Annotated in this window: 22 protein-coding genes; 3 read left to right on the forward strand and 19 right to left on the reverse strand. The window is 63.0% G+C overall.

Features of this window, described 5'->3' with window-relative positions; translation table 11 throughout:
- Positions 1–32: 32 nt before the first annotated feature.
- Both EKL94_RS18785 and EKL94_RS18790 read right to left on the reverse strand, forming a co-directional pair.
- On the reverse strand, positions 33–1,157 hold the full coding sequence (locus tag EKL94_RS18785) for a glucosyltransferase domain-containing protein (protein ID WP_185830054.1): 1,125 nt from the start codon (positions 1,155–1,157) through the stop codon (positions 33–35).
- A gap of 90 nt (positions 1,158–1,247) precedes the next feature.
- Positions 1,248–2,660, reverse strand: a complete 1,413-nt coding sequence (locus EKL94_RS18790; RefSeq protein ID WP_126930199.1) for a hypothetical protein — start codon at positions 2,658–2,660, stop codon at positions 1,248–1,250.
- A 127-nt stretch (positions 2,661–2,787) separates the two neighbouring features.
- Between EKL94_RS18790 and EKL94_RS18795 the strand changes: the two genes are divergently transcribed.
- Both EKL94_RS18795 and EKL94_RS18800 read left to right on the forward strand, forming a co-directional pair.
- Positions 2,788–3,762: a glycosyltransferase family 2 protein gene (locus tag EKL94_RS18795; RefSeq protein WP_260473465.1), complete on the forward strand. Its 975-nt coding sequence runs from the start codon at positions 2,788–2,790 to the stop codon at positions 3,760–3,762.
- Complete coding sequence (locus EKL94_RS18800; protein WP_126930200.1) at positions 3,759–4,163, forward strand: GtrA family protein; 405 nt, start codon at positions 3,759–3,761, stop codon at positions 4,161–4,163. Before EKL94_RS18795 ends, EKL94_RS18800 begins: the two co-directional genes overlap by 4 nt.
- A 36-nt stretch (positions 4,164–4,199) precedes the next feature.
- On the opposite strand, the gene galE is transcribed toward EKL94_RS18800, so the two are convergent.
- From galE to EKL94_RS18875, 15 genes are all read right to left on the reverse strand, one after another.
- Positions 4,200–5,222 (reverse strand): UDP-glucose 4-epimerase GalE, encoded by a 1,023-nt coding sequence (gene galE / locus EKL94_RS18805; protein WP_126930201.1) that lies wholly within the window; start codon positions 5,220–5,222, stop codon positions 4,200–4,202.
- A complete protein-coding gene (locus tag EKL94_RS18810) occupies positions 5,219–6,655 on the reverse strand; it encodes a glycosyltransferase (protein WP_185830056.1) in 1,437 nt (478 codons plus the stop codon). The genes galE and EKL94_RS18810 overlap by 4 nt, the downstream gene beginning before the upstream one ends.
- A 4-nt stretch (positions 6,656–6,659) precedes the next feature.
- Positions 6,660–7,415 carry a glycosyltransferase family A protein gene (locus EKL94_RS18815; RefSeq protein WP_126930203.1) on the reverse strand — a complete coding sequence of 252 codons (756 nt, stop codon included), beginning with the start codon at positions 7,413–7,415 and terminating at the stop codon, positions 6,660–6,662.
- Between the two features lie 154 nt (positions 7,416–7,569).
- Positions 7,570–8,271, reverse strand: a complete 702-nt coding sequence (locus tag EKL94_RS18820; protein WP_126930204.1) for an NAD-dependent epimerase/dehydratase family protein — start codon at positions 8,269–8,271, stop codon at positions 7,570–7,572.
- On the reverse strand, positions 8,268–9,707 hold the full coding sequence (locus tag EKL94_RS18825; RefSeq protein ID WP_126930205.1) for a glycosyltransferase family 4 protein: 1,440 nt from the start codon (positions 9,705–9,707) through the stop codon (positions 8,268–8,270). The genes EKL94_RS18820 and EKL94_RS18825 overlap by 4 nt, the downstream gene beginning before the upstream one ends.
- Positions 9,704–10,435, reverse strand: a complete 732-nt coding sequence (locus EKL94_RS18830; protein WP_126930206.1) for a glycosyltransferase family A protein — start codon at positions 10,433–10,435, stop codon at positions 9,704–9,706. Before EKL94_RS18830 ends, EKL94_RS18825 begins: the two co-directional genes overlap by 4 nt.
- Before the next feature lie 4 nt (positions 10,436–10,439).
- Positions 10,440–12,671 carry a hypothetical protein gene (locus EKL94_RS18835; RefSeq protein WP_126930207.1) on the reverse strand — a complete coding sequence of 744 codons (2,232 nt, stop codon included), beginning with the start codon at positions 12,669–12,671 and terminating at the stop codon, positions 10,440–10,442.
- An 8-nt stretch (positions 12,672–12,679) separates the two neighbouring features.
- Positions 12,680–14,479 carry a class I SAM-dependent methyltransferase gene (locus EKL94_RS18840; protein ID WP_126930208.1) on the reverse strand — a complete coding sequence of 600 codons (1,800 nt, stop codon included), beginning with the start codon at positions 14,477–14,479 and terminating at the stop codon, positions 12,680–12,682.
- 17 nt (positions 14,480–14,496) lie between these two features.
- Positions 14,497–15,915 carry an ABC transporter ATP-binding protein gene (locus EKL94_RS18845; protein WP_126930209.1) on the reverse strand — a complete coding sequence of 473 codons (1,419 nt, stop codon included), beginning with the start codon at positions 15,913–15,915 and terminating at the stop codon, positions 14,497–14,499.
- Entirely contained in the window at positions 15,905–16,687 is a 783-nt protein-coding gene (locus EKL94_RS18850) for an ABC transporter permease (protein WP_126930210.1), read from the reverse strand. The genes EKL94_RS18845 and EKL94_RS18850 overlap by 11 nt, the downstream gene beginning before the upstream one ends.
- Positions 16,684–17,868 (reverse strand): cystathionine gamma-synthase, encoded by a 1,185-nt coding sequence (locus tag EKL94_RS18855; RefSeq protein WP_126930211.1) that lies wholly within the window; start codon positions 17,866–17,868, stop codon positions 16,684–16,686. Before EKL94_RS18855 ends, EKL94_RS18850 begins: the two co-directional genes overlap by 4 nt.
- 123 nt (positions 17,869–17,991) lie before the next feature.
- The gene (locus tag EKL94_RS18860) at positions 17,992–19,362 is read right to left on the reverse strand and encodes a pyridoxal-phosphate dependent enzyme (protein ID WP_126930212.1); all 1,371 of its coding nucleotides are present in this window, start codon (positions 19,360–19,362) and stop codon (positions 17,992–17,994) included.
- Between the two features lie 300 nt (positions 19,363–19,662).
- Complete coding sequence (locus EKL94_RS18865) at positions 19,663–19,899, reverse strand: HP1242/YdcH family protein (protein WP_005407964.1); 237 nt, start codon at positions 19,897–19,899, stop codon at positions 19,663–19,665.
- A 324-nt stretch (positions 19,900–20,223) separates the two neighbouring features.
- Positions 20,224–21,108, reverse strand: a complete 885-nt coding sequence (locus EKL94_RS18870) for an OmpA family protein (protein ID WP_126930213.1) — start codon at positions 21,106–21,108, stop codon at positions 20,224–20,226.
- Positions 21,105–21,470, reverse strand: a complete 366-nt coding sequence (locus EKL94_RS18875; RefSeq protein WP_049398394.1) for a DUF4398 domain-containing protein — start codon at positions 21,468–21,470, stop codon at positions 21,105–21,107. The genes EKL94_RS18870 and EKL94_RS18875 overlap by 4 nt, the downstream gene beginning before the upstream one ends.
- Before the next feature lie 121 nt (positions 21,471–21,591).
- On the opposite strand from EKL94_RS18875, the gene EKL94_RS18880 reads away from it, so the two are divergent.
- The gene (locus EKL94_RS18880; RefSeq protein WP_049455379.1) at positions 21,592–22,719 is read left to right on the forward strand and encodes a PilT/PilU family type 4a pilus ATPase; all 1,128 of its coding nucleotides are present in this window, start codon (positions 21,592–21,594) and stop codon (positions 22,717–22,719) included.
- Between the two features lie 76 nt (positions 22,720–22,795).
- On the opposite strand, the gene maiA is transcribed toward EKL94_RS18880, so the two are convergent.
- On the reverse strand, positions 22,796–23,479 hold the full coding sequence (maiA, locus tag EKL94_RS18885) for a maleylacetoacetate isomerase (RefSeq protein ID WP_126930214.1): 684 nt from the start codon (positions 23,477–23,479) through the stop codon (positions 22,796–22,798).
- A 14-nt stretch (positions 23,480–23,493) separates the two neighbouring features.
- A complete protein-coding gene (locus tag EKL94_RS18890; RefSeq protein WP_126930215.1) occupies positions 23,494–24,483 on the reverse strand; it encodes a fumarylacetoacetate hydrolase family protein in 990 nt (329 codons plus the stop codon).
- Between the last annotated feature and the right edge of the window lie 334 nt (positions 24,484–24,817).

Below are 24,817 nucleotides of genomic sequence, written 5' to 3' on the forward strand. Positions count from 1 at the left end.
CGCGCTCTACCCAACACGTCTTTGTTGTTTTTTCACAACAGACACCGGCCTTCGAGGTATGGGGCCCTCCCGAGGCGCCAGAGATTTGAAAAACAGGCCGGGTCCCGCCCCAACCGGCCCTGCGCGAACCATCCCACCCAGTAGATGCCCATCGCACACGCAAGAACAACCCCTCCCAGCACACGCGGCGCAGGCCACCAGACCTTACCAACCGCGATCACGCCGATAGCGGCTGCCGGAACAAGCACCATCGCGATGACTGGCAAGACTGCACCCATGCGAGGGCGTACCAGAAGACGAAGCAACAACAGCAGCCAGCCTGCCGCAACCATGCCCCAGAAAAGCCCCTTGGCTGCAGATCCGTACGTTACAAGCAGGGTACGCTGCCACAGAAATCCGCCGAGCGAGAGAATTTCCTGGGCACGCAGATAGAGCTTATCCAACGGAAGAAAGCCGGCTCGGCCGACTTCACTGATGCCAAGAGTGGTCACCAACGACTTGTGAATACACAGGTACGCCGCCAGGGCACCAACCAGTACCAGAATGGCGTAGAACAGAGGCCGGTACGCTACCCACTCATCACGCAACGCGCCCCCAGTCCGCAGATAGGTCTGGATGACACCCAGCAATATCATCAATGCTGCATAGTTGATCAGCAGCTGGTACATGGACAGCGCTGCCACCAGCATGATCCAGGCCAACCACCAGAACCGCGGCCGCCTAGCCACGATGAAGATCGCGGCGACGCCCATCGCACTAGCCAACAGCGCAGTAAATGATGCCTCGGAGAAGGTCAGGATTTCCGCCGAGTAGGGATGCAGCGTCACCATCAATGCGGCAAGACCTGTCGCACCGAGGCGGCGTTGCCGCCGGTCGGCAAAGGCTGCAAACATCAAAGGAGTGCTGAAAGCGAAAACCGCCAACCCTATGCCCTGCAACAGGGTCGCGAACGCCAAGGGATCAATCGCAAACGCGCCCAGCAGCTTGAAGACCAGGAACTGCCCGAACCGGCCTTGGCTGAAGAGCTGGTCGAGCGTCGGCCATCCCTGCAGATAAGCATAGGAATCCGTTGACAGACCTGGGGAAAGTACAAAGGGCAGCCGGGCCAGAACGGTCAGGCCGGCCACCACCAGGCAGGTCAGCACCAGCTGCCCCATCGCGGACGCCGGCAGCAAGCCTCGAAGCCGGGCATGCAGAGGACCACAGTCAATCATGTTCTTGGCTCCACCATCGGGCAACGTAATGCATCAATACGTACTCGTGTTCCGTGGAGACAGCACCCAGACAAGATGACGATCAACCATCAGCCACTGAGGGACTTCCACACGCTGATCAATCTCGCTCTGAATACGGGCGCAGAGCACATCGTCGCAGGGCCGGGTGTAGATCGACATATCCTTGAACAGGTAATTGCGCAGGGCTCGATTGCTGTGCAGCCAACCCATGGTTTGATTGCCATGGACGTCACCGAACAGGATCACATCGTCGAATCGCCCCGCATTGGCAGCCTGGATCCGTGAGATCTCCATTCCGGTTCTCTGCATGGCGGGAAAAACATGCCTGGCGCCGGAATAGGCCGATTGCCAGCCGAGCAGACCGGTATAAGCCAGCGGCAACGCAAGCAGCAGACCAGGCAGCAGAGCCCTGCGCTCGTACACCAGAAAGATGATTGGCACAGCGCAAAGCAGCCAGAGCCACACTGTTGAGCGCAAGGGAATCGACAAGCCAGAGATCACCGAAAGCAAGGCATCGATGCCAAGCAGCATGGCCGCTGTAAGCAGCAATGCCAGGCATTGGCGGGTGCGAACGCGCTTGTGGATGCATACCGCAAAGGCAACAGCGGCGGCAAGGAGCGTGGGCCAAAGCGGCTTGGCCGCCTGGAACCATGTCAGGTAGCGCTCGATATTTCCCTGCAACGTACCGCCATGCATCAGCGGCGTCGCTTCACGCCACGCTGCTGGCTTGATCGAGAACGTCCCGTGGAAAACATAGTTCAACGTGAAGACCAGCAGCACGGCACAGGCAAACGCCAGCACATACACCAACGCCCCTAGCACGATGCTCCGATAACTGCCGTTGCATCGCGCCGCGTACATGAGCAGGAAAAGTGGGCCGAAGGAAGGATAGAAAAGGAATCCGGCGACGACTGCAACGGCCATCACCAGGCGCCTCCGCCCGTCACTTTGCGCTCGCTGCATGGCCAGGCAGCCCAGTACCGTCACGACGACTCCGGTAACCTGGGTCACCGGCCACTGCATGGTTTCTGCGGTCATCGGTGACAGGAACACCAACAGCGCTGCAAATACACCCGACGTCGGGGACACCACTTTTGCAATGGCGACGCACATCAGCGAGAACGCGACCAGATACAACCCGAACGCGGCCTGGATGCTGAGATGAGGGCTGAACTTGGACCACAGGAGGTTGCCCCAGCGCCCCTCCGAACCGGCCTTGCTGAAAGGAGTCTCGAACCCCTGGTCGAAACCGGGCAGCAACCAGTCGAAATCATCATGGGCAATGAACGGCGCGGTGAGCTGGCCGAGGCTGTACATGCCCAGCAGTATCACGGCAATGTACAGCACATAGTTGCGATCCAGACGATCAAACCCGATCTCACAAGCGCGGGCCAGCCGATTCAAATTCATACGTGGCATGTCCATCAGCTGCCCTGTGCCAGCAGCCGGGACTGCTGGCACAGGGCCAGTACGGGGCAGCCCGCCGTGCACCGGGCCGTAATCGGCCCTATACTAACTGACTAGGTGAATTTTCCTCCACTTCGGGGTGGGTATGGCGACCAACACGGCTATGGGCGATCCGTCAAGCCAGATCGATCTTTCGATCGTTGTTCCGGCTTATCGCAGCGAGAAAACGCTGGCATCGCTCGTTGCAGCCATAGAAGCCGCCATCGGAGAGCGATACGCGCTGGAATTGATCCTGGTCAACGACCGCAGCCCGGATCGCTCCTGGGAAGTCGCATCCGAACTGGCCCGAACCCATTCATGGGTCCGCGCGGTGAATCTGCGCAAGAACGTCGGACAGCACATGGCGATCTTCGCTGGACTCCGCGAGTGTCGTGGCCGGGTCATTGTTACCATGGACGACGACCTGCAGCATGCGCCGTCCGATATTCCGACCCTGGTGGACGCCCTGGATGCCGACCATGACGTCTGCTATGGCACGTTCACCGGGCGCAAGCATGCTGCCTGGAAAATCCTCGGCAGCCGCTTCAACGATCTTGTGGCGACATGGCTGCTGGAAAAGCCCAAAGGGCTATACCTGTCTCCATTCAAAGCATTCAAGCGTGGTGTTCGCGACGAAGTGGTGCAGTTTCGTGGTCCCGCGATCTACCTCGATGGCCTGATCCTGTCGGCCACCTCACGCATCACCACGCGCAGCGTGGGCCACCATGCCCGTGAGGATGGAACCTCGGGCTACAGCCTGAAGAAGTCGATCTCGCTGTGGTTGAAGATGGCCACCAGCTTCTCGGTCGCACCGCTGCGGATGGCATCCCTGACCGGCATGGTCATTTCAGCCATTGGCTTCATCTTCGCTGCGTTCATCACCGTCCACAAGCTACTCGATCCGAGCATTGCTGTGGGCTGGTCGTCGCTGATCGTGGCCATCCTGATCATGGGCGGCGTGCAACTGTTGGCACTGGGCGCCATCGGCGAGTATGTCGGGCGTATCCTGCTCAACTTCACCACGCCCACGCAGTACTCGGTTGCCGAGCGCGTGAACGAGGTGCCGGACAAGCAACAATGAAGACACACGAGGCCAGACGCCTGGCCGGGAAGCTTGTCCGCTTTGGCGCGGTCGGCGGTACCAGTACGTTGCTGTTCTCCGTGCTGACCTGGCTGCTGGTCAGCAAAGGCGGCATGCATCCGGTACTGGCTACCGTGGTGGCTTATCTGCTGCTGCTCCCGCCCAACTTCATCGCCCACAAGTATTTCACCTTCGCGTCCAAGGGACAGGTGTCCACGGAGTCGACACGATTCCTGCTGGTGCATGGCCTGAACATCGCGTTGTCGGCCGGGGGCATGGCAATCATCTCCCAGGCATCCCTGGACTATCGCTGGGGCATTCTATTTTCGGCCATCGCGGTGCCGATCATCGTATTTGTGGTGATGAACACCTGGGTCTTCCGCGCTGCGCCCCGGCACTGAAGCCGGAAGCACAGGGCTTTTCCCCGCCATGTTGCTCTAAGGGAGCGCGGGGCTTCCAGAGAGGGCCTGCTGCCAGCGCCATGCATCAGCGCAGATGTCCTGGAGGCTCTTCTGCGCGCGCCAACCCAGCACTCGATTGGCCAAGGCAGGATCGGCCCAGCACTCGCCGATATCACCAGCGCGACGGTCCTGCAGGCGATAGGGAATTGGACGACCGACCACCACCGAGAAGGTCTCAATCAGTTCCAGCACCGAGTAGCCACGACCGGTTCCTAGATTCAACGTCAGTTCGCGCTCACCGCCTGTAGCGAGGGCATCGAGTGCCGCAACATGCGCCTTGGCAAGATCCACCACGTGAATGTAGTCGCGCACCCCGGTTCCATCGGGCGTTGCGTAGTCGGCGCCGAACACCCGGATGTAATCGCGTTGCCCCGCAGCAGTCTGGGTGATGTAGGGAGCAAGATTGTTCGGCACCCCCCGCGGCAGTTCGCCGATCAGCCCACTGGAATGCGCGCCGACAGGATTGAAGTAGCGAAGAATTGCCGCGTTCAGGGAAGCACCCGGCGCATGCACGCAATCACGTATCAACCATTCCCCGATCAGTTTGGTGCGCCCGTAGGGGTTGCCGGGCCCAACGGGTGCTCCTTCGGCGACCGGGCATGTTTCCGGCTGACCATAGACCGTCGCCGAAGAGCTGAACACGATATGGCGGCTGCCCACCGCCTGCATGGCCTCCAACAGGCAGGTGGTGCCCGCGACATTGACATCGTAGTACCTGGCCGGCTGCTCCGTGCTTTCCGAGACCGACTTCAAGGCAGCGAAGTGAATGACCGCGTCGGGCTGGAAACGCTGCATGCTCGCCACGAGGGCCTCGCTGTCCCTGATGTCCAGCTCATCCAATGCAAGTCGCTGCCCGGTGATGCGCTCGATGCGATCAACGATCCATCGCTCGCTGTTGCAGAAGTTCTCGATCACCTGCACCTGATGACCTGCAGCCAGCAGCTCCACAACTGTATGCGATCCGACAAAGCCGGCGCCGCCCGTAACCAGAACCTTCATTCTTGAGTGCCTTCCATCCGTGACTTGTGCTGCGCCGCCGTATCCGGAGCGAGATATCCATCCAGTTCGCGCAATCGCTGGCGGAAATCAGACCAACCGCGATCGCGTCGCAAGGATTCAACCTGCCGCGTGACCCGCTCGTTGCGTAGTGTCGCCGATGCACGCAGCCGGCCCAGCTCCTGCACGAAACCATCCACATCATCCGCAACGGCGACCATGTCCTGGGTAGCCAGGAAATCGACAATGCCGCCTACCGCAGCTGCACAGATCGGCAAGCGCGCCGCAGCCACATCGAACAGGATCGTCGGAGTGCCTTCCCATGCCGTGGTATGCAGGTAAGCGAAGTGCTCGCTGCTGGCCACGACTTCCAGTCGATTGAACTCACCATGCAATGTGACGTTGGTCAGCGAGCGCAGCCGCTGAAGGTCCTGCCCAGCAGCACCAGACATCACTTGGGCACCGTACACGTCGAACTGTACATCGGGCATCCGTGCCGCGATGGCGGCCAGCAGGTCCGGCCGCTTCTGCCGGTCCAGGCGCCCCGCCCAAAGAACGCGCGCGGCGGTATCCGCAGACAGTGCCACGTCGACCGCTTCCGGAAGGGTACCGTCATAGGGGAAAGGGACCACCGTGAACAACGAAGCGGGGATGCCCAGTTCGCGCGTCCAGATCCTTGGGTAGCAGGAATTGTCACAGATCACTGCGGACAGGTAGGGATAGCAATAGCGAAGATAATCTCGCGCATACCCGACCGGGTTCATCCTCTGGTCGTAGTCATCACAGAAGATGGACGCGTAGATCCGGCTGTGCTGGGTAAGCGCCAGCCCGTGGCGAAGGATCATTTCCCAGCCGACACGGGAGTTCACCAGATGCACCAGCGGCGCACGCAGCTGCACAAGCACGCGCGTCATCACTGCCACTTGCTGGTTGAAGTCAAGCGACGCACACAACCCGCCAAAGTCTACGTGGGTAGCCTGAGGCGGAAGGCGTGATGCCCACGGTGATGTTGCGTTCTCCGTCGACAGCACCAGGATCCGCGCCTTGGCGTTGCTTTCCACGATGGCATTGCAGTGGTAGAGGATCCCCCGGTCCGCGCCCCCCTGCTTCAGCCAGGGAATCAGCAGGACGTGACTGTAGGGCAGCGAGCCGATGGCCTGGGAGACGGCATCGAAGACGCGACCAGGAGCCACATCCATTGGCACTGCATAGAACGCGTAGCGATCCACGCCCGACCCTGGCGGTAGCAGCTCAGGCTCCAGTGCCGCGAGCATAAGCATTTCTTCCTGCAGCCACGCAGGCATGGCCGGTGCAGACGCGCCATGGGTGCCGGCTTGTTCCAAGCCGTCCGGCCCGAACAGCAACGCGTAAAGGCGCCGCACCCAATGAGCGACACGGCGCGTGTAGCGGTTTCGCACCCAGCGGCTGTGGGTCATTCGCTCAAGCATGGTCCCGCCCTTGGCCGCGATCGCGCCCCAACGCGAACAGCGATGTCATCGGGACGACGGTCTTCATCGCATGGCTGGCTTCGTTGAGCGATCCATGCCACTTTCGCCGATAGAAGTACGCCGCGCCCCAAGCGAGCCGGTGCACGACGCCACGCGCGATGGTTTCCGAGTTCCAGTACCAGTCTTCATAGCCGAATCCGGTCTGCCGTGGATAACAGGCCACATATGGGATTTCCTCGTAAAGCGCGCGCGTGGAGAATGCCGCGCTGATCCACGGATTGACGCTGAGCAGGGCGTTTTCGTCGTAATAGGGGCCCGTCTGGTCGACCTGCCAGTTGAACGCGCTGTACATGCCAAAGCTCAGCACCATTTCCGGGTGCAGCACGAACCGCCCATCCAGCTGCGCGGCTTCCTTCAGGTGCATAAGGAAGTAACGGGTCGAAATCAGATCATCGCCATCCAGTGTGCAGATGTAGTCAGCGCAGCTGGCAGCCACGCCCGCATTCCGCGCCAATGCCAGATCACCAACCTGGGTTTCGACGACGGTCTCGCTGCCATCCAGGTCCGGATGATTGACCACGAACGCACGCGTCTGCGCATCTGCCCGATCCAGCACCAGCACCAGTTGCACCTCCACCCCCTGCTGGCGGGCGATATTGCGCGACAGAGCGTAGGAACGCAACGTGGTATGCGCCAGTATTCCTTCTCCATGGAAGGTGACAATGGCACTCAGTGCCGGCACGTTCATTCGCCACTCCTGTGGCTTGGCCGCATCGCAGTGCACCGTTTACTACTGCAGTTCATTCTGCACCACCAGATTGTCATGGGTTGCCACCGGGGCCGGAGCCAGCCGCTGGCGTTTCGTTGATCATACTTGCGGCCTGGAAGACTGAGTGAATACGTCAACCATTGACGGCATCGGCATAGTACTTCCCAATCAGCGCCCGCATGTATCCGGGGCCCAGGGGGACGCCGCATGCCTGAGCCGCACGCTCGCAATCCGCTGTTTCAATCGGGAACACTACGCCTTGGTCCAGAACTCGGTAATTGCCCTGCCGCCCAAGCACGTCCTCCATGCAACGCACGATCGCCAGCATGTTGGTGGAGCAGACATCGGCCAGCGACATCATCGGTGGGTACTGGTCCCGATGGCGCAGCACATGGGTGCCAAGTGTCGCCACGTCCTGGATGTCGATCAGATTACGTTCCGCCCGAGCCCACACGTCGAAGGGCTCGCCCGAAAGTATCCTCGAACACAGAAAATTGGTCAGGGTATGCGGATTACCGCCCGCCCCCACCACCTGCGGGAGGCGGAACACCTGGCCACGCACGTCGGCGAGGATGCGAGCCTCCATTGCCGCCTTGTGCTGTAGATACGGGGTCTGCCGTTCCGACGGGTTGCCGACCGCGCAGCTGCCGAAATAGACAATCCGCCGCAACTGCCTGCTTGCAAGCACCTCGTCGAGCATGCGTTCTTCGCGCGCAAACGCGGCGCGCTCTGTTTCGGCCGAGTTCGACACGCCGGCAGCGACGATCATCGTCGTCTCATCCTGCAGCCAGTCGTCCACGAAGGCCGTGGCAACCAGTCCACGTCCAATAATCACGATGAGCGTCCTTTTTTATGGGTCAACGTCGCCGATGCCCCCGGAAGATAGTAGGGAATCTGACGCAGCGCGCCGGCAAAGTCGGCCCAGCCACGCCCCACCGCCAATGCGGCGTACTGCTGCTCCCGGCGGTTTCGGCGAAGCGCCGGACTATCGATGAGTTGCTGCAACTGCTCCACATACGCCGCAACGTCATCCGATGCGTCCACCAGGATGGCACGATCGATCAGGTCCACGATGCCGCCCACCGCAGGGGCAACAATGGGCAAACCGGCAGCACTGGCGTCCAGCAGTATCGTCGGCACCCCTTCCCAGGAGGAGGTGAACAGGTAGGCCGCATGGGCCTTCCCTGCAATGTCTTCGAACCGCGAAAATGAACCATGCAGTTTCACATTCGGCAGCCTCTGCAGTTCACTGATCGCCGGATGCACGCGGCCCAACTCGGATACTCCGTACACATCGAAGGGCACTGACGGCATCGTCCGCGCAATGGCCAGCAGGACATCCGGCCGCTTCTGTCGATCGAAACGCCCCGCCCACAGGATCCGGGGAGCGCCGTCGATACCAAAATCATCATCCTTGCGGACAACCATGCGGTCATAGGGAAAACGAAGGACCGTGAACAATTGACGCGGCACACCGAGTTCCTGGACCCACAGGTCCGGGAATACGTCGTTGTCGCAGAACACTCCCGCAAGGTGCGTACGGCACTCACGCAGATAGCTGCGTGCGTAGCCGACGGGCACGCCATCGTTGTTACGGTCATCGCAGAAAAGCGAGGCGAACAGCCGCGACGCTTGGCGCAATGCCAATCCATGCAGCCTGAAGGATTCCCAGGCAACGCGGGAATTGATGACATGGATGACCTTCGGCTGCATCTGCACCAGCAGCCGGGTCAGCAACTGCACCCTGCCCGGCATTCCCATCGGCCCCAGCATCCGCCCGAAATGCAACACCCTGATGCCGGCAGGAATGCGATCCAGCCAAGGCGAATTGATGTCTTCGGTCAGGATCACCAGAACATTGGCCGCCGGCATTGACTCGACCCACGCCTTCAGGTGATACAAAGCTCCGCGGTCAGCACCACCCCGCACAAGCCACGGCACGATCAGCACGTGCGTGGCGCGACAGGCACCCACGGCTGCAGCCAGCTCGCGATACAACACTCCTGCCCGGGTATCGACGGGAACGCCATAATGCCTGTAGTGGACACCGCAACCTTCCGGTCCAAGCAGCTCTGGCTCGAAGTGCGCCAGCGCGTTGATCTCACCATTCAGCCACGCGGGCATCTCGCGGCGCGCATGACTGATGCGTTTACCCGTGCTCTCCAGCCGCCTGCCCACCCCACCCAGGATGCGTCCCAGTTCAGCGCGCGGATCACGAAGAAGCTGTCGAAGGCTCACGCGACGCAGCAAAGCCAGCAGCCGCCCGGTCATGCATCCTCCCAACGACCGAAAAGGTCGCTCGGCGGCATGACGACCTGCAGCTCACTGCTGGTCGCGTTGACCGAGCCGCTCTGCTTCAACCGATAGAAGTAGGCTGTCTCCGGCACGGTCACGTGCCGGAAGCCCGCGGCCACGGACTGGCAACTCCAATGCCAATCCTCATAGCCGAAACCGGTCTGTTTCGGGCGACACCCGACATAGGGAACCTCAGCAAACACATCGCGTCGTGCGAACACCGCACTGACCCATGGGTTCTCGGAAATCAGCATGTCGGCGGAAAAGTACATGGAGTCCTGATCCAGCTGCCAGCTGAAGAAGTTGTCCCTGCCGAAGCTGACGACCACTTCCGGATGCAGGATCGTGCGCTCAGGCAGGCCGACCGCAAAGGCCATGTGACGCCGGAAGTACTCGCGGCTGATCAGGTCATCACCATCCAACGTGCAAGCATGAATACCACGCGCGCGCGCCAGGCCGAGATTCCGGGCGAGTGCCGAATCCCCCACGGTAGCCTCGATGATGAGCTCATCACCCTCCAGATCGGGATGGTTGCGTACGATCGTCGTGGTCTCTGTATCTGCATTGTCCAGCACAAGCACGACTTCCACGTCGATCCCTGCCTGGCGGGCATCCGCACGCGACTTCAGATAGCTGCACAGTGCCGCGTGGGCAAACAGACCCTCCTTGTGGAAGGTGACTACAACACTCAGGCCCGGCGCCATGGGCTCACCTCCGCCGGAGCAGCGAGGTCAGCGCACGCAGCATCGCTCGCACCATGCGCTTCATCGGCAAGCGCTCCAGTGCCTCGGCCAGCCGGGACAACTCCGCCGCCAGCGATTCGGCCGGTAGGCACGGCTGCGGCGCGTTCCCCATGACCACGCCGGTCGCTGCCGCCAGCGTGCGCGCGGACGCCTCCAAGCGTGCATGCACCGCCTGCTGCCGGGTGTAGAGATCCAACAGGTCCGCGTTCTCCGCTTGGGCCTGGCGAAGCTCACCCTGCAACACCGATTGCCTGGCCTCCGCGTGCTGGTGCGCCAGGTGGAAGGCCGCACGAATACCTGCAATATCCTTGTCCAGGAGATCCTTCTGCAACTGGGCTGCCTCGATCACCTGCCGTGATTGCTCCAGTGCTGCCGTCAACTGATGATACTGGCCATCCAGCCAATCCTTCGCATCCTGCAATTGCTCCAGCCACAGCTTGGAGTGTTGTTGCTGGCTGCGGAGTTCGTGCAACTGCGTCCGCCAGGAACGGTTGCTCCATTGCCAGGCAAGGCCGGGCCGCAGCGGGACTTCAGCTGTCAGGCGCAGCGCCGATGCGAGGCAGCCCGCCTCGTCCATGACTGCCGCAAGTTCCGGAAGAGCGAACGTTTCAGGCGCATCGGCATTGCCGACCACCTCTCTCCAAAGAGATTGAGCAGACAACCGACGCGCCTCATCCAACCCGCGCGCCCATGCCTCGCGAGCAGCCGCCACATTTCCCTGGCCGAATCGTATCCAGCCCAGGCGCACAGCCGCAGCAGTGGTTTTGGTTCCCAGCAACGGGCTGAATTGCAGTACATCGAACGCGAGGACCCGCGTATAGCAGTCTGCTGCCAATGACAGTTCGCCATCTGCTTGATGGAGGAGCGCAGCGGCGAAGGCCAATGAGACCTGCCAGCGCAATACTGTAGGGTTGGCAACGGGAAGATCCATGTAGCGCTTGGCAGCAGCAAGCAACGCATCTCGCCTGTCGCCACGCATTGCGGTGGTGTCATACAGAAGCACGCAGAGCGCAGCACCATAGTCGGCAGACGTATCAGGGCACTCGCGGAGCACCCTGTCAGCCAACTGCCTGCGCAGGCCTGCAGATTCCAGGCGGAGCCCCATTGCGACGATCAGGCGGACCAGGCTTGCATCGAGATAGTCACGCTGGAATGCGATGATGTTCGGCGCCTGCAAGGAGGCATCGCGAATGATGCCATGTCCATTGATCTTGACCGCCATCAACACCAGCACGTCCGCCGTTGCGGTAACGGTTGGATCCAGGACCAGGTGATCGTCAGCATCGCGCGGAACTTCCACGAACTGGGATAGACCTGCCGGATGATTCAGACCTTGCCACCATGCACGATCGATGGCGAGGCCCTGTTGTTCCATCGCGTCCATCAGCGCATGAGCCTGGGCGCTACGCCCATCGTGAAGCGGGATCGCCACGACCAGGCGGCCACTACGTGCCAACACCGCCTGCACGTGCTGCAACCAAACACTCAGGTCCGAATGCTCGTGACCTACGCTTGTGATCACCACATCGACCGGCTGTGCGTTCTGTCGCCATGCCGAAGGCTCCAGCCATTCCACGCCTGGTTCCAGTTCCAGCTCCGGTACAGGCTCCATGACCACGCCGAGCCAGCGACAGCGTGAATGCTGCTGCACGATGCGCCAGAGGCCACGATCGCCGGCATCCGTCGCGATCACTGCATCACCAGGCCGCACCAGTGCGGCGGCCAGGCCATGGTAGCTGGCCTGAAGATCGACGCTCGACTGCAAGGAATGCACGCCTTCCCGGCTGAGGATCAGGACCGCTGCACCAGCAGGTGTACCTTCCAGTGCATAGGTCGCCGGGTGCATCTGCCAACCCTGAGCGACCGCCTGCTTGACCCAGTCGACCAGCTCCTGCGAGCACTCAGCCGGACCAATCAGCACCAGCGAATCCAGCGTGCAGTCAAGCGCGGACGAGCGTTCAACCGCATCACCCGCCCAAGCGATACCCAAGCTTCGACCAGGCAAACTGAAAATCCCACGTGCATCTTCCACGACGTCGCAGCCCGCGGCACGCAACGGGGCCGCCATCGCAGCCAGTTCCTGTCCACGCAGGCAGACTCGACTGGGACCGACCGCTCGCAGGCAATATCCGGCCAGATCCTCTGCCAGTTGGACATCCAACGCGGCAGCGGCAACGCATGGAGAGGAGTCGCTCATCGTCGCGGTTATCCGTTGCCACCGGCGTGCGATGCGGCGTCGGCGGACAGCCGTCGAACCTCGGCCGACAACGCATGGTATTGCGCATCCAGCCATTGCCGGGCGGCTTCAAGTTCCGCAGTGTACTTCTCAAGCTCGTTGATACGCTGCATGTGCTCGTGGTACTTACCGTCCAGCCACTGCTTTGCATCCATCAACTGGCGCACCTCACGGGACCCCAGATTGATCTGTTCGGCCCCATTGCCGGGACCCGAAATAATCGCCCGGTCATCTTCGTCCGATGGCAGGACAGCCGATGCACCGAGCAATTCCGCCATGACCAGCGGATGCGACTCAAGCAACCTCTGCAATGCACCCGGGCTCGCCGGAGTGTCGTCGGTCATACGTTCGGAGGCGAGGTGCAATAGTCCCGCCGCTCGGGTGTCATCGGCACCAGCGGCCAGCGCTTCGCGCGCAGCTGTCTGCACGTGTTGCCAATGGACTCGAGCCTGCTCGTCATGCCCATCGGCCACGTTCAGAATCGCAGACAGTGCGTGGGACGCCCCTCGCAACAACGGATCTTCGTCACCATGCATTGCATCGAGCCGGTTCAGTGCATCGCCACGGCGACCCTCTGCAATCAGGACCTGGATTTCCTGCAAAGGACTGGAGACACCTTCGGAGATTGCAGCCACCTTGCGCGCCAGCACCAGCAACCATTCGCCATCGCACGCGGGCCCTTGGAGGGGGTCGATCTCCAGCATCGAGCGCGCAAGAAGGTGGCGTTTCTGACCACCACCGGCATCCTGCAGCCACGCCTTCTCGATCTCGAAACCATTGCGTTCGAACTGCGCCACCAGCCGCGGCCAGTCATAAACATGAAAGTGGAACGGGTTGGGATCTTCGCCGGTCTCGTCCGACCAGTCGTTGGGTACGCTGGCGTACACGCGCCCACGTGCAGACAACACTCGGTGCAGCTCGGACAACAACCGATCCGGCTCCGGCAGATGCTCCAGGGTTTCCACGGATACCGCGAAATCAGCAGACCCGTCGGCCATTCCGGTCAGATCCTGTGCATCGCCCACCACGAACGTGGTTGGCACAGGCGCAACCGGTGCGAAATTGGCGTTGGCATAGTCCACCGCATACTCGCTGGCATCAAGGCCGATGAACGAGGCGGCAAGACTGTTGTGCGCCAACTGATAGGAGCCGTAGCCCAGTCCACAGGCCACGTCGACAACCCGGTCCCCGGGGCGGATGAACTGTGCTGCCTGCGCGTACCGCGTCATGTGCGCGTCGGAACGACGGCCGGGCTCACGCGTCATGTCGGTGTGCAGATCCCGTTCTTCTTCGAGCGCCTTCAGCGGATAGACCGCCAAAGCCGCAGCAGGCACACGTTCGAAGGCGATCATCAGCAATCCGGTGACTCGATCCAGCTCACCATAAGGCGCCACCCGCTCATTGAGTGGATGCTTCCGCCACTCCGTCTTGATGATTGCCGCTTCCCAGGCAGTACGACTGGAAGTGGAGGCAGCATCACCCACAATCACCAGGCAAACCGGTCCTACGATGTCCGACAGCAGCGCTGAAATTCTCTCGCTCGCGTGGCCCACATCCCCCTGCTCAAGCACGATGACGCCCGACGCGGCGCCGTGACCGCCATCCTGCAGCGTCATGCCAGTCTGGCGAAGCCCCTGCAACAACGCCGAAGGTACGTCGCCGCGCAGTGCTACCGCGCCTGCAGGCAACCAGGAACGCAGCCGCTCAACTGCGACGCGGGCCGCAGCGGGAGTCAGGGCAGTGTTCGAAAGGGATGGAGTCATATCCATTGCAGTGCCTTCTTCGTTCAAGGGGTGGTGGCGACAGTTGCGCGCATGCGGAGGTCGCAGACGCCACCAAACGTGTATTCCTTCTGCCGCATCCCGACCTGGAAGAACGCAGCTTCGTCCCGCCAGTGCAGCATGCGCTGGGCACCGCCAAAACGCTCGAGCTCCTCGGAAACCGAAACCTGCACCTCGTAGAAATTGACACCCAGAACGCAGTCGAATTCGAATCTCACCACGAACGGCTCATCGGCGGGGAACGTGGTCCCCCATACACCCGGTTGCTCACTGCCCTGCTCGGTCCATTGGCTGACATCCTGATTCAGGGTTCCCCATGAATAGAGCTTCACGCCCTCCTTGTTGCGCAGGCGGACATTGACGTTCAGTTTGTCCATGTCCCGCGTCGGTCGCGCAGTGACCTCGATGGTCGCGCGTTCGCGCGGAAGGAAGTAGGCACATTCGTTGCCGTCGGTGTCCAGCACCCGCACGTGTTCCACCACGCAGTCGAAGTCACCGAAGGACAGCTTGTCACTGCGCACACCCAGCACAGGCGAACCGCCGTGCTCGGCAGGCTCGGCCACCGGGTCGGCGTCCGACTGTGCATCGATGGTTTGCCTGGCGTGCTGCAGGTGCTGGGCACTGATGGAGGCGTAGTAATCGCGCTCATCGTCGTGCAGCTGCTTGCGGTACTCCAGCACGACCTCCGAAGACGGGCCGGCCACGCGCACGGTGCCGTCACGAAGCAGGATGGCATGGTCCGTGAGCGTACGGATCGACTCCTGATCGTGCGACACCAGCAGCAGCGTGCAGCCGTTTGCACGCAGCGCCTCCATCTGCTGGAAGCAGCGCTTCTGGAACAGCGCATCACCCACCGCCAAGGCCTCATCGACAATCAGGATGTCGGGCTCCACCTGGGTCTGCACTGCAAACGCCAGTCGCAGCATCATGCCGCTGGAGTAGGTCCGCACCGGCTGGTCGATGAAGTTGCCGATGTCGGCGAAGGCGGCGATGGCGTCGAAGCGCTGCATCACCTCGCGCTCGGTCAGACCCAGGATCATGCCATTGAGAACGACGTTCTCACGCCCGGTGAAGTCTGGATTGAAGCCGCTACCCAGTTCCAGCAGCGCGGCGATACGCCCATTGACCTGCGCCGAGCCGGTGGTGGGGGCCAACGTGCCGGCGATGATCTGCAGCAGTGTCGACTTGCCTGAACCATTGCGTCCGATGATGCCCACCGCGTCACCGCGCTTCACCTTCAGACTGACGTCGCGCAGCGCCCAGAATTCGCGCCCGCGCTGACGAGAGGACCATTCCCCCTTGCCGGGCAGCACGCGGCCAAGCCGGGGCAGCAGCATCTGCAGCAGGCGATCCGACGGCTTGTCGAAAATATTGAAGACCTTGCTGACATTCTCGATGTCGATAACCAGGTTGTCAGACGACATCGGCGAAAGCCCTCCGGGTCCGCTGGAACCACCAGTAGCCAAAGAAGTAGATGCCTATCGACCAGCCCACCGCCCAGCCGTAGTGACCCCAATCGGGCAACGTCCCCGTCACGATCAAAGCACGGGTCTGCTCAACATAGATTGCCAGCGGACTGAGGCGCATCCAGTTGCCGATTGCTTCTGGGAAGATGATCGATGGGTACAGCACCGGAGTGAGGTACTGCAGCACTCGGGCAAGCAACCCAGCGATCTGATCCACGTCACGGAAGAACACGCCCAGGGAGGCGAACAGGTAGGTCACGCCCATGGTCAGGGCCAGCAACGGCACGATCAGGAGCGGCAGCAGCACGACCTGCCAATGCAGCCCGAAGCTGCTGAACAGCAGGAACGCCACCAACGCCACCGTCGCCACGCCGGCGTTGTACAGGGAAGACAGCACCACCACCGGCGGCAGCACCTCCAGCGGGAACACCACCTTCTTCACCAGATTCGGATTACTGAGCACCGCAGTGGGCGCACGCGTAAGCGACTCAGCGAAGAAGTTGTAGACGATCAATCCGATGAACAGCAGGACAGCGTAGTCAACCTTGGTATGGGTTTCGATGCCTTTCCACTTCGCACTGAAGATTGTGGAGAAGATGATCGTATAGATGGCCAGCATGATCAGCGGCACAAGCACGCCCCATAGCGCACCCAGCAGCGAATCCTTGTACTTCTTCTTGATGTCACGGCCGGTCAGGCTCAGCATCAATTCGATGCGCCGGCCCATCATGCGGTGGCAGCCTCCAGCGCCCTTTCCAGATCCACCTGCAGATCCCCCAGATCCTCCACACCCACGCTCAGCCTTACCAGCGCATCGCTGATACCCAACTGTTCGCGGCGCGCGACCGGGATCGAGGCATGCGTCATCACCGCCGGGTGGTTGACCAGGCTTTCCACGCCGCCCAGCGACTCGGCCAGGGTGAACAGCTCGGTCTTCTCGCAGAAGCGCTTGGCCGCGTCAAAACCGCCCTTGAGCACGATCGAGACGATGCCGCCGTAACCGGCCATCTGCTTGCCGGCCAGCTCATGCTGCGGGTGCGACGGCAGGCCCGGGTAGATCACCTTTTCCACCGCCGGGTGCTTTTCCAGCCACTGGGCCAGGGCCAGCGCGTTGGCGCAGTGCGCCTTCATGCGCAGCGGCAGCGTCTTCAGGCCACGCAGGGCCAGGAAGCTGTCGAACGGACCCTGCACGCCACCCACCGAGTTCTGCAGGAAGGCCATCTGCTCGGCCAGTTCGGCGTTGTCGCCGACCACGACCATGCCGCCGACCATGTCCGAATGGCCGTTGAGGTACTTGGTGGCCGAATGCAGGACCAGGTCAGCGCCCAGTTCCAGCGGACGCTGCAGCATCGGCGAGGCGAAGGTGTTGTCGACGACGACGATCAGGCCATGACGCTTGGCGATGGCGGCAACCGCAGCGATGTCGACGATCTTCAGCATCGGGTTGGTCGGAGTCTCGACCCACACCATCTTCGTCTTCGACGTGATGGAGGCTTCAAATGCCGCCAGATCGGTCAGGTCGACGAAGCTGAAGTCCAGCCCGGCGGTGCGGCGGCGCACACGCTCGAACAGGCGGAAGCTGCCGCCGTAGATATCGTCCATCGCTACCACGTGGCTGCCGGCGTCCAGCAGCTCGATCACGGTCGAGCTGGCCGCCATGCCCGAAGCGAAGGCGAAGCCGCGGGTACCACCTTCCAGCGACGCCACGCAGCGCTCATAGGCGAAGCGGGTCGGGTTGTGGGTACGCGAGTACTCGAAGCCCTGATGCTCGCCCGGGCTGGACTGGGCGTAGGTCGAGGTGGCGTAGATCGGCGGCATCACCGCGCCGGTGCTGGGGTCGGGCGATTGGCCACCGTGGATGGCCAGGGTAGCCAGGGCCAGGGCGCGATCCTGGGAAGTTGCGTTGGACATGTTCTTTCCTGAGGGGCGCCGACGCACGGCGCCATCGAAGGTGCGAAAGTCTACCAGCGCGGCCTTAACGACCTTTGACGCGGATAAACCAGGATTCAGCAGCTAACGTCTGCGATCAGCGGCTTACTGCACGCGACGACGCAGATAGTTCAGCAGGTCGATACGGGTGATCAGGCCCAGGAACGTGTCGCCGTCCATCACGATCGCCACCTGGCCACGGTCGAACACCGGCAGCAGCGCCTCGATCGGCGACTTCACGTCCAGCCGGTCCAGCTTGCTGACCATCGCCGTGGCGACGGTGTCGCGGAAGCGCGCTTCATCGCCATACACGTGCAGCAGCACGTCGCTTTCGTCGACGATGCCGACCAGCTGCTCGCCGTCCATCACCGGCAGCTGCGACACGTCGTACAGCTTCATGCGCTGGTAGGCGGTGGTCAGCAGGTCGTTCGGACCGATCACCACGGTGTCACGCTGGCCGTACGGGCGCAGGATCAGATCGCGCAGGTCGCCGTGCTGCGGGCGCTGCAGGAAGCCGTTGTCCAGCATCCAGTAGTCGTTGTACATCTTCGACAGGTACTTGTTGCCGGTATCCGGCACCAGCACCAGCACCTTCTTCGGCGTGGTCTGCTCCTTGCAGTACTTCAGGCCGGCGGCCAGCAGGGTGCCGGTGGACGAGCCACCCAGGATGCCTTCCTTGCCCAGCAGTTCGCGTGCGGTGTGGAAGCTCTCGGCGTCGCTGATGGCATAAGCCTTCTTGACGCGGCTGAAATCGGAGATCGACGGCAGGAAGTCCTCGCCGATGCCTTCCACCAGCCAGCTGCCCGACTTGTCGTTCAGATTGCCGTCGTTGATGTACTCGGCCAGGATCGAGCCGACCGGATCGGCCAGCACCAGCTCGGTCTTCGGCGACAGCCTGGCGAAGGCGCGCGACAGGCCGGTCATGGTGCCGGAACTGCCGCAGCCGAACACGATGGCATCGAGGTCGCCGCCCATCTGCTCGAGGATCTCCGGGCCGGTACCGAATTCATGCGCGGCCGGATTGTCGGGGTTGCCGAACTGGTTGATGAAGTAGGCGCCCGGGGTCTGCTCGGCGATGGTCTTGGCCAGGTCCTGGTAGTACTCAGGATGGCCCTTGGCCACGTCCGAGCGTGTCAGGCGGACTTCGGCGCCCATCGCCTTCAGATTGAAGATCTTTTCCCGGCTCATCTTGTCGGGAACGACCAGAATGAGCTTATAGCCCTTCTGCTGGGCCACCAAAGCGAGGCCCAGGCCGGTGTTGCCGGCCGTACCCTCGACCAGGGTGGCACCGGGCTTCAGGTCGCCGCGCTGCTCCGCCGCCTCGATCATCGACAGGCCGATGCGATCCTTGATCGATCCGCCCGGGTTGGCGCTCTCCAGCTTCAGGTAGAGCTCGCAGACGCCGGTGTCCAGGCGCTGGGCCTTGACGATCGGGGTCTGGCCGATGAGTTCGAGGACGGAAGAATGGATGGGCATTCGGAGGACTTTCGATTCGCGCCACGCAGGGCCGGACCGATGATTATCCGACGGATGGCGATGAAAGTCAGGTCGCTGCGGCGGTGGCCTGCCCGCCGCAAAAAAGAGATGCGGACGGCCCCGGATCGACGAGGAGACCGGTACCGCCCGCATCGGTGAGTTGTGCCTGCAGGCCAAGGCACCACCGCTTGTGGTGCCTTGGCGCGGCCGCCTCATCGGCGGTGCCGCGATGCCGGGGCAGGAGCGCCCGGCGGGGCCATCGATGGCCGGGTCACGCCGTTCCGGGCGTGACGGGGTGCGTCAAAGCGTGGGGGACGTCGTTGGGAGCGGTGTTTCGTACATTCGCAGAAGTCGTTGCTTGGCCAGCAGCTTCTCACGCTTCATGCGACCCAGGGTGACATCATCGATCGGGAGTACACCCAACTCCGCGTCCATGCACTTCTTGTTCAACTTGCGGTGCTGGTCATGGAGTGCCCTGAACTCCGGATCACGCGCGCGACGGGCGTCGATCTCGCTCTGGGGCTGATCTTCAAACATGATGGACCTCCTTCGACAGATACACGAACGCCCCGGCCGCAAGGCACGGGGCGTTGTTCATGGAGGAGCGCCGGTCGATGGCCACCTGGACGCCTGCAACGACCTGCGGCACTGGCCTGCGCACGTCGATTCGCTGCGGTTCGCGCCCTGTTTGCATCGGCCCGGCCCTCCCATCGTCCGGTCCGCGGCATTGCGTCCCGGACGATTGACCCTACGCCTGCTCAAGGCGGGGTACAAGACCCCTGCGGCAAAAAGACCGAACCCCGCCGGGGCGGGGTTCAGGCTGAATGCTCATCGCAACGAAAAACAAACAATATCAAGCAATTACGGGGCGATGATGACCTCGGCCGAGCGTGCCCGGGTAGACGCCGCCTTCTTGCCGCTGAGCTGGATCCGGTTGCTGGCGACACCCGCCGCGACCAGGGCATCGCGCAGGGCCTCGGCACGCTTCTGACCGACCCCGTTGGCGCTGTCATAGGCCTCGATGCGCAGGCGGCCCTTCTTGCCGATGTTCAGGTACTCGGCCAGTGCCTTGGCCTGGTTGCGGGCCCCACCGGACAGGCTGGAGGCGCCAGCAGCAAATGCGTCACCATTGAAGGTGAAGACCTCACCACGGCCATCGAACTTCGAGCCCGGCAGCTTCTGCCCGGACACCAGCTCGGCTTCCTCGCGGGCCAGCTTGGCGGCGTTCTGCTGGGCGGCGCTGAGGCGCTGCTGCTGCTTGCCGGCCACGCTGGTCAGGGCGTTCTCTGCATCCTGGCGGGCCAGGGTCTCGGCCTCGGCGGCCTGGCGCAGGCGCTCAGCCTCCTCGGCCTGCATCTGTGCCTGCATGCGCAGCTGCTCGGCCTCCTGGCGGGCACGGGCGGCATCGCGGCGGCTGGCTTCGATCAGCAGGTCACTGCGGGTGCGATCGAGGCGATCGACCTCACGCGCGGCCAGTGCGGTACGCACGGCGGTCTCGGCAATCTCCACCCGGCGCTCGGCCAGGTAGGTGGCCAGCTCCTGGTCGCGGCGCTTGGCCTTGTCCAGGGTGGCGATGGCCTGCTGGGCCTGCATGCGCTCGAAGGCGCCCAGCTCAGCGGTGTCGGGATTGGCCTGGATGGCCATCAGGCGCTGGCTCAGCTGCGCCACCATCGGGTTGTCGGCGGCCATGGCCAGGGTCGGCAGCGCCAGCAGCGCGGCCAGGGTTGCGGCAGTCATCGGCTTCACCGGCGGTCCTCCCCGGTCGACAGCTGGCGTTGCAGCTGGTTGACCTCATTGCGACGCAGCTGCAGCTGCGCGGTGACGGTGGCTTCCTCGCTGCGGGCGCGGGCCAGGTCGGCATCGGCGGCGGCGCGCAGGGCGATCGCCGGGGCGTTCTTGCGCTCGCGCCGGTCGCCGGCAGCACGCTGGGCCTGCTCCAGCCCCTGCCGGGCCAGCCCGATCAGGTCCGGGGCGTACTGGTCGGCGTCGGCCTGGGTGGCCTTGTCGACCGCCTGCCGGGCCTGGGCCAGTTCCAGTGCGCCGTCCTGCGCCCAGGCGGGGGCAGACAGTGCGAATGCAAACGCCATCACATACAGGCCATGGCGCATTCGTGCGAAGCTAAGTCGTTTCATTGGGGAGGCCGTACCGGTTGTCGGTTCACGGCCATTGTCGTCAAGCCGACACCGTGCTGGCAACGGGCGTCGGCCGTTTCGTTGGGGAAAATTCGCAATGGATATCGGCTACTTCCTGAAGCTGATGACCGAAAAGAACGCTTCGGACATGTTCCTGACCACCGGAGCACCGGTCTACATCAAGATCGAGGGGAAGCTTTATCCGCTGGGCAACACCGGCCTGCCGCCGGGCATGGTCAAGAAGATCGCCTACTCGCTGATGGACGAAGGCCAGGTGCCGCAGTTCGAGCGCGAGCTGGAGCTCAACATGGCCATCGCCCTGCCCGATGCCGGGCGCTTCCGCGTCAACGTGTTCAAGCAGCGGGGCGAAGTCGGCATGGTCATCCGCGCCATCCGCAGCCGCATCCCGAGCATCGAGGAGCTGAACCTTCCGCAGGTGCTGAAGGACGTCATCATGACCCCGCGCGGGCTGGTGCTGGTGGTGGGGTCCACCGGCTCCGGCAAATCCACCTCGCTGGCGTCGATGATCGACCACCGCAACAGCACCACCACCGGTCACATCCTCACCATCGAGGACCCGATCGAGTACCTGCACAAGCACAAGATGTCGATCGTCAACCAGCGCGAGGTCGGGCTGGACACCCATGCCTTCCACAACGCGCTGAAGAACGCGATGCGTGAAGCGCCGGACGTGATCCTGATCGGCGAGATCCTGGATGCGGAAACGATGGAGGCGGCGATCGCCTTCGCCGAGACCGGCCACCTGTGCCTGGCCACCCTGCACTCCAACAACGCCGACCAGACCATCGAGCGCATCCTCAACTTCTTCCCGGAAAGCGCGCACAAGAATGTGCTGATGAACCTGGCGCTGAACCTGCGGGCAGTGATCAGCCAGCGTCTGGTGAAGAACAAGGAGGGCCGTCGCCTGCCAGCCACCGAGGTGCTGATCAACACGCCGATGATCCGCGACCTGCTGCGCCGCGGCCAGGTGCACGAGATCAAGGCGGCGATGGAAGGCTCGCTGGAGGAAGGCATGGAGAGTTTCGACCAGTGCCTGTTCCGGCTGGCCAAGGCCGGCACCATCGATCAGGAGGAAGCGCTGCGCGCGGCCGACTCGCGTGATGGCCTGGCGCTGAAGTTCCGCCTGTCCGAAGGCAGCAGCGGCGAACACGACCCGTACGCGGATTTCTCTGCGGGCGCGCCCAGCATCACCCACGGCTTCTGACCGCACGAAAAAGGGGACGGAGGGGATTAAGTCGTAAGTGCACAAACGACTTAATCCCCTCCGTCCCCTTTTTCTTTCAGGCGGCGTCGGCCTGGTTTTCCGGGCGCGCGCGGTCGAAGGCGTCCAGTGCCTGGCAGGCGGCCTCGATGCGGCGCAGGGTCGGGTACGGCCCCAGGTCCAGGCCGAAGCGGTGTGCGTTGTACAGCTGCGGCAGCAGGCAGAGGTCGGCCAGCCCGGGGCGGTCGCCGTGGCAGAACGTGCCCGTAGCGCTGCTGTTGGCCAACATTGCCTCCATGGCAGCGAAGCCTTCGGCCATCCAGTGCAGGGTCCACTGCGTGCGGGCGTCGGCCGGCAGCTGCAGGTTGCGCTCCAGGTACTGCATCACCCGCAGGTTGTTGATCGGGTGGATGTCGCAGGCCACCAGCTGGGCCAGCGCACGCACCCGCGCGCGGCCGGCGGCGTCGGCCGGCAGCAGCGGTACCTGCGGGAAGCGCTCGTCCAGGTATTCGAGGATCGCCAGCGACTGGGTCAGCGCATGCCCCTCGTGCAGCAGTGTCGGCACAAGCTGCTGTGGGTTGAGCGTGCGATAGGCGTCGAGGTGCTGCTCGCCGCCCTCGCGGACCAGGTGCACCGGCCGCGCCTCCCAGGCCAGGCCCTTCAGCTCCAGGCCGATGCGCACGCGGTAGGCGGCGCTGGATCGCCAGTAGGTGTACAGCACGATGCCGTCGTCGACCGGGCCGTCGCCAACCAGGATGTCCATCGCCGCCTCCATGCTCAGGGCTTGGTCGCCTGTTCGATGCGCTGCTCGATCGCACCGAAGATGCTGTTGCCGGCGGCATCGAGCATCTCGATGCGGACCACGTCGCCGAAGGACATGAACGGCGTGCTCGGCTTGCCGTCGCGCAGGGTTTCGACCACGCGCTGCTCGGCGAAGCACGATGCACCCTTGCTGGTGTCTTCGTTGGCGATGGTGCCCGAGCCGACGATGGTGCCGGCGCCCAGCGGACGGGTCTTGGCCGCATGCGCGACCAGCTGGGCGAAATTGAACTGCATGTCCACGCCTGCTTCCGGCGCACCGAACCACTTGCCGTTGATGTGGGTCAGCAGCGGCAGGTGCACCTTGCTGTCCTGCCACGCGGCGCCCAGCTCATCGGGGGTGACGAACACCGGCGACAGCGCCGAACGCGGCTTGGACTGCAGGAAGCCGAAGCCCTTGGCCAGCTCGCCCGGGATCAGGTTGCGCAGCGAGACATCGTTGACCAGGCCGACCAGCTGGATATGGCCAGCAGCCTGTTCCGGGGTGGCCGCCATCGGCACGTCGTCGGTGATCACCACGATCTCCGCTTCCAGGTCGATGCCGTAGTCCTCGCTGACCACCTTGACCGCATCGCGCGGGCCATGGAAGCCGGCACTGGTGGCCTGGTACATCAGCGGGTCGGTGTAGAAGCTTTCCGGCACTTCAGCGCCACGGGCACGGCGCACGCGCTCGACATGCGGCAGGTAGGCGCTGCCATCGACGAACTCATAGGCACGCGGCATCGGCGCGGCCAGTGCCTGCGGGTCGAGGTCGAACACGCCATCGGCGTCGCCGGCGTTGAGCGATTCGTACAGGGCGTTCAGGCGCGGCGCGATATGGCTCCAGTCTTCCAGGGCCTGCTGCAGGGTGGCGGCAATGCCGGTGGCGCGCACGCCGTGGCGCAGGTCACGCGAGACGACGATCAGGGTGCCGTCGCGGCCGCCTTCCTTCAAAGAACCAAGCTTCATGGGTGGGTGTCCGGAGTCGTGGGCAAACAAGTTTCAAGTGTAATCAAATCTGCGGCGACGCCAAGCTGCAGCGCGGCATCGGCCCACCCTACCGTAGTGGGGGGTTCGGCAGGGCTTGCAGCCCTGCACCTGCTTCAAGCCAAGGCAACAGCAACAGCGGGCATTCCGTGGGATGGCGGGGCACGGTGGGTTTGCGGGGACGCCGTAAACCTGTGGTGGTCAAGCATTTTTGGACACGCCCAAAGGGAGTTCAGGCCACCTGCTCTTCACAAAGCGCAGGTGGCACAAGGCCGTTGGCACTGTGCAGCCGACGGTGGTTGTACCAGTCCACAAA

The sequence above is a fragment of the Stenotrophomonas maltophilia genome, from assembly GCF_003970865.1.
Lineage (GTDB): Bacteria > Pseudomonadota > Gammaproteobacteria > Xanthomonadales > Xanthomonadaceae > Stenotrophomonas > Stenotrophomonas maltophilia_AR.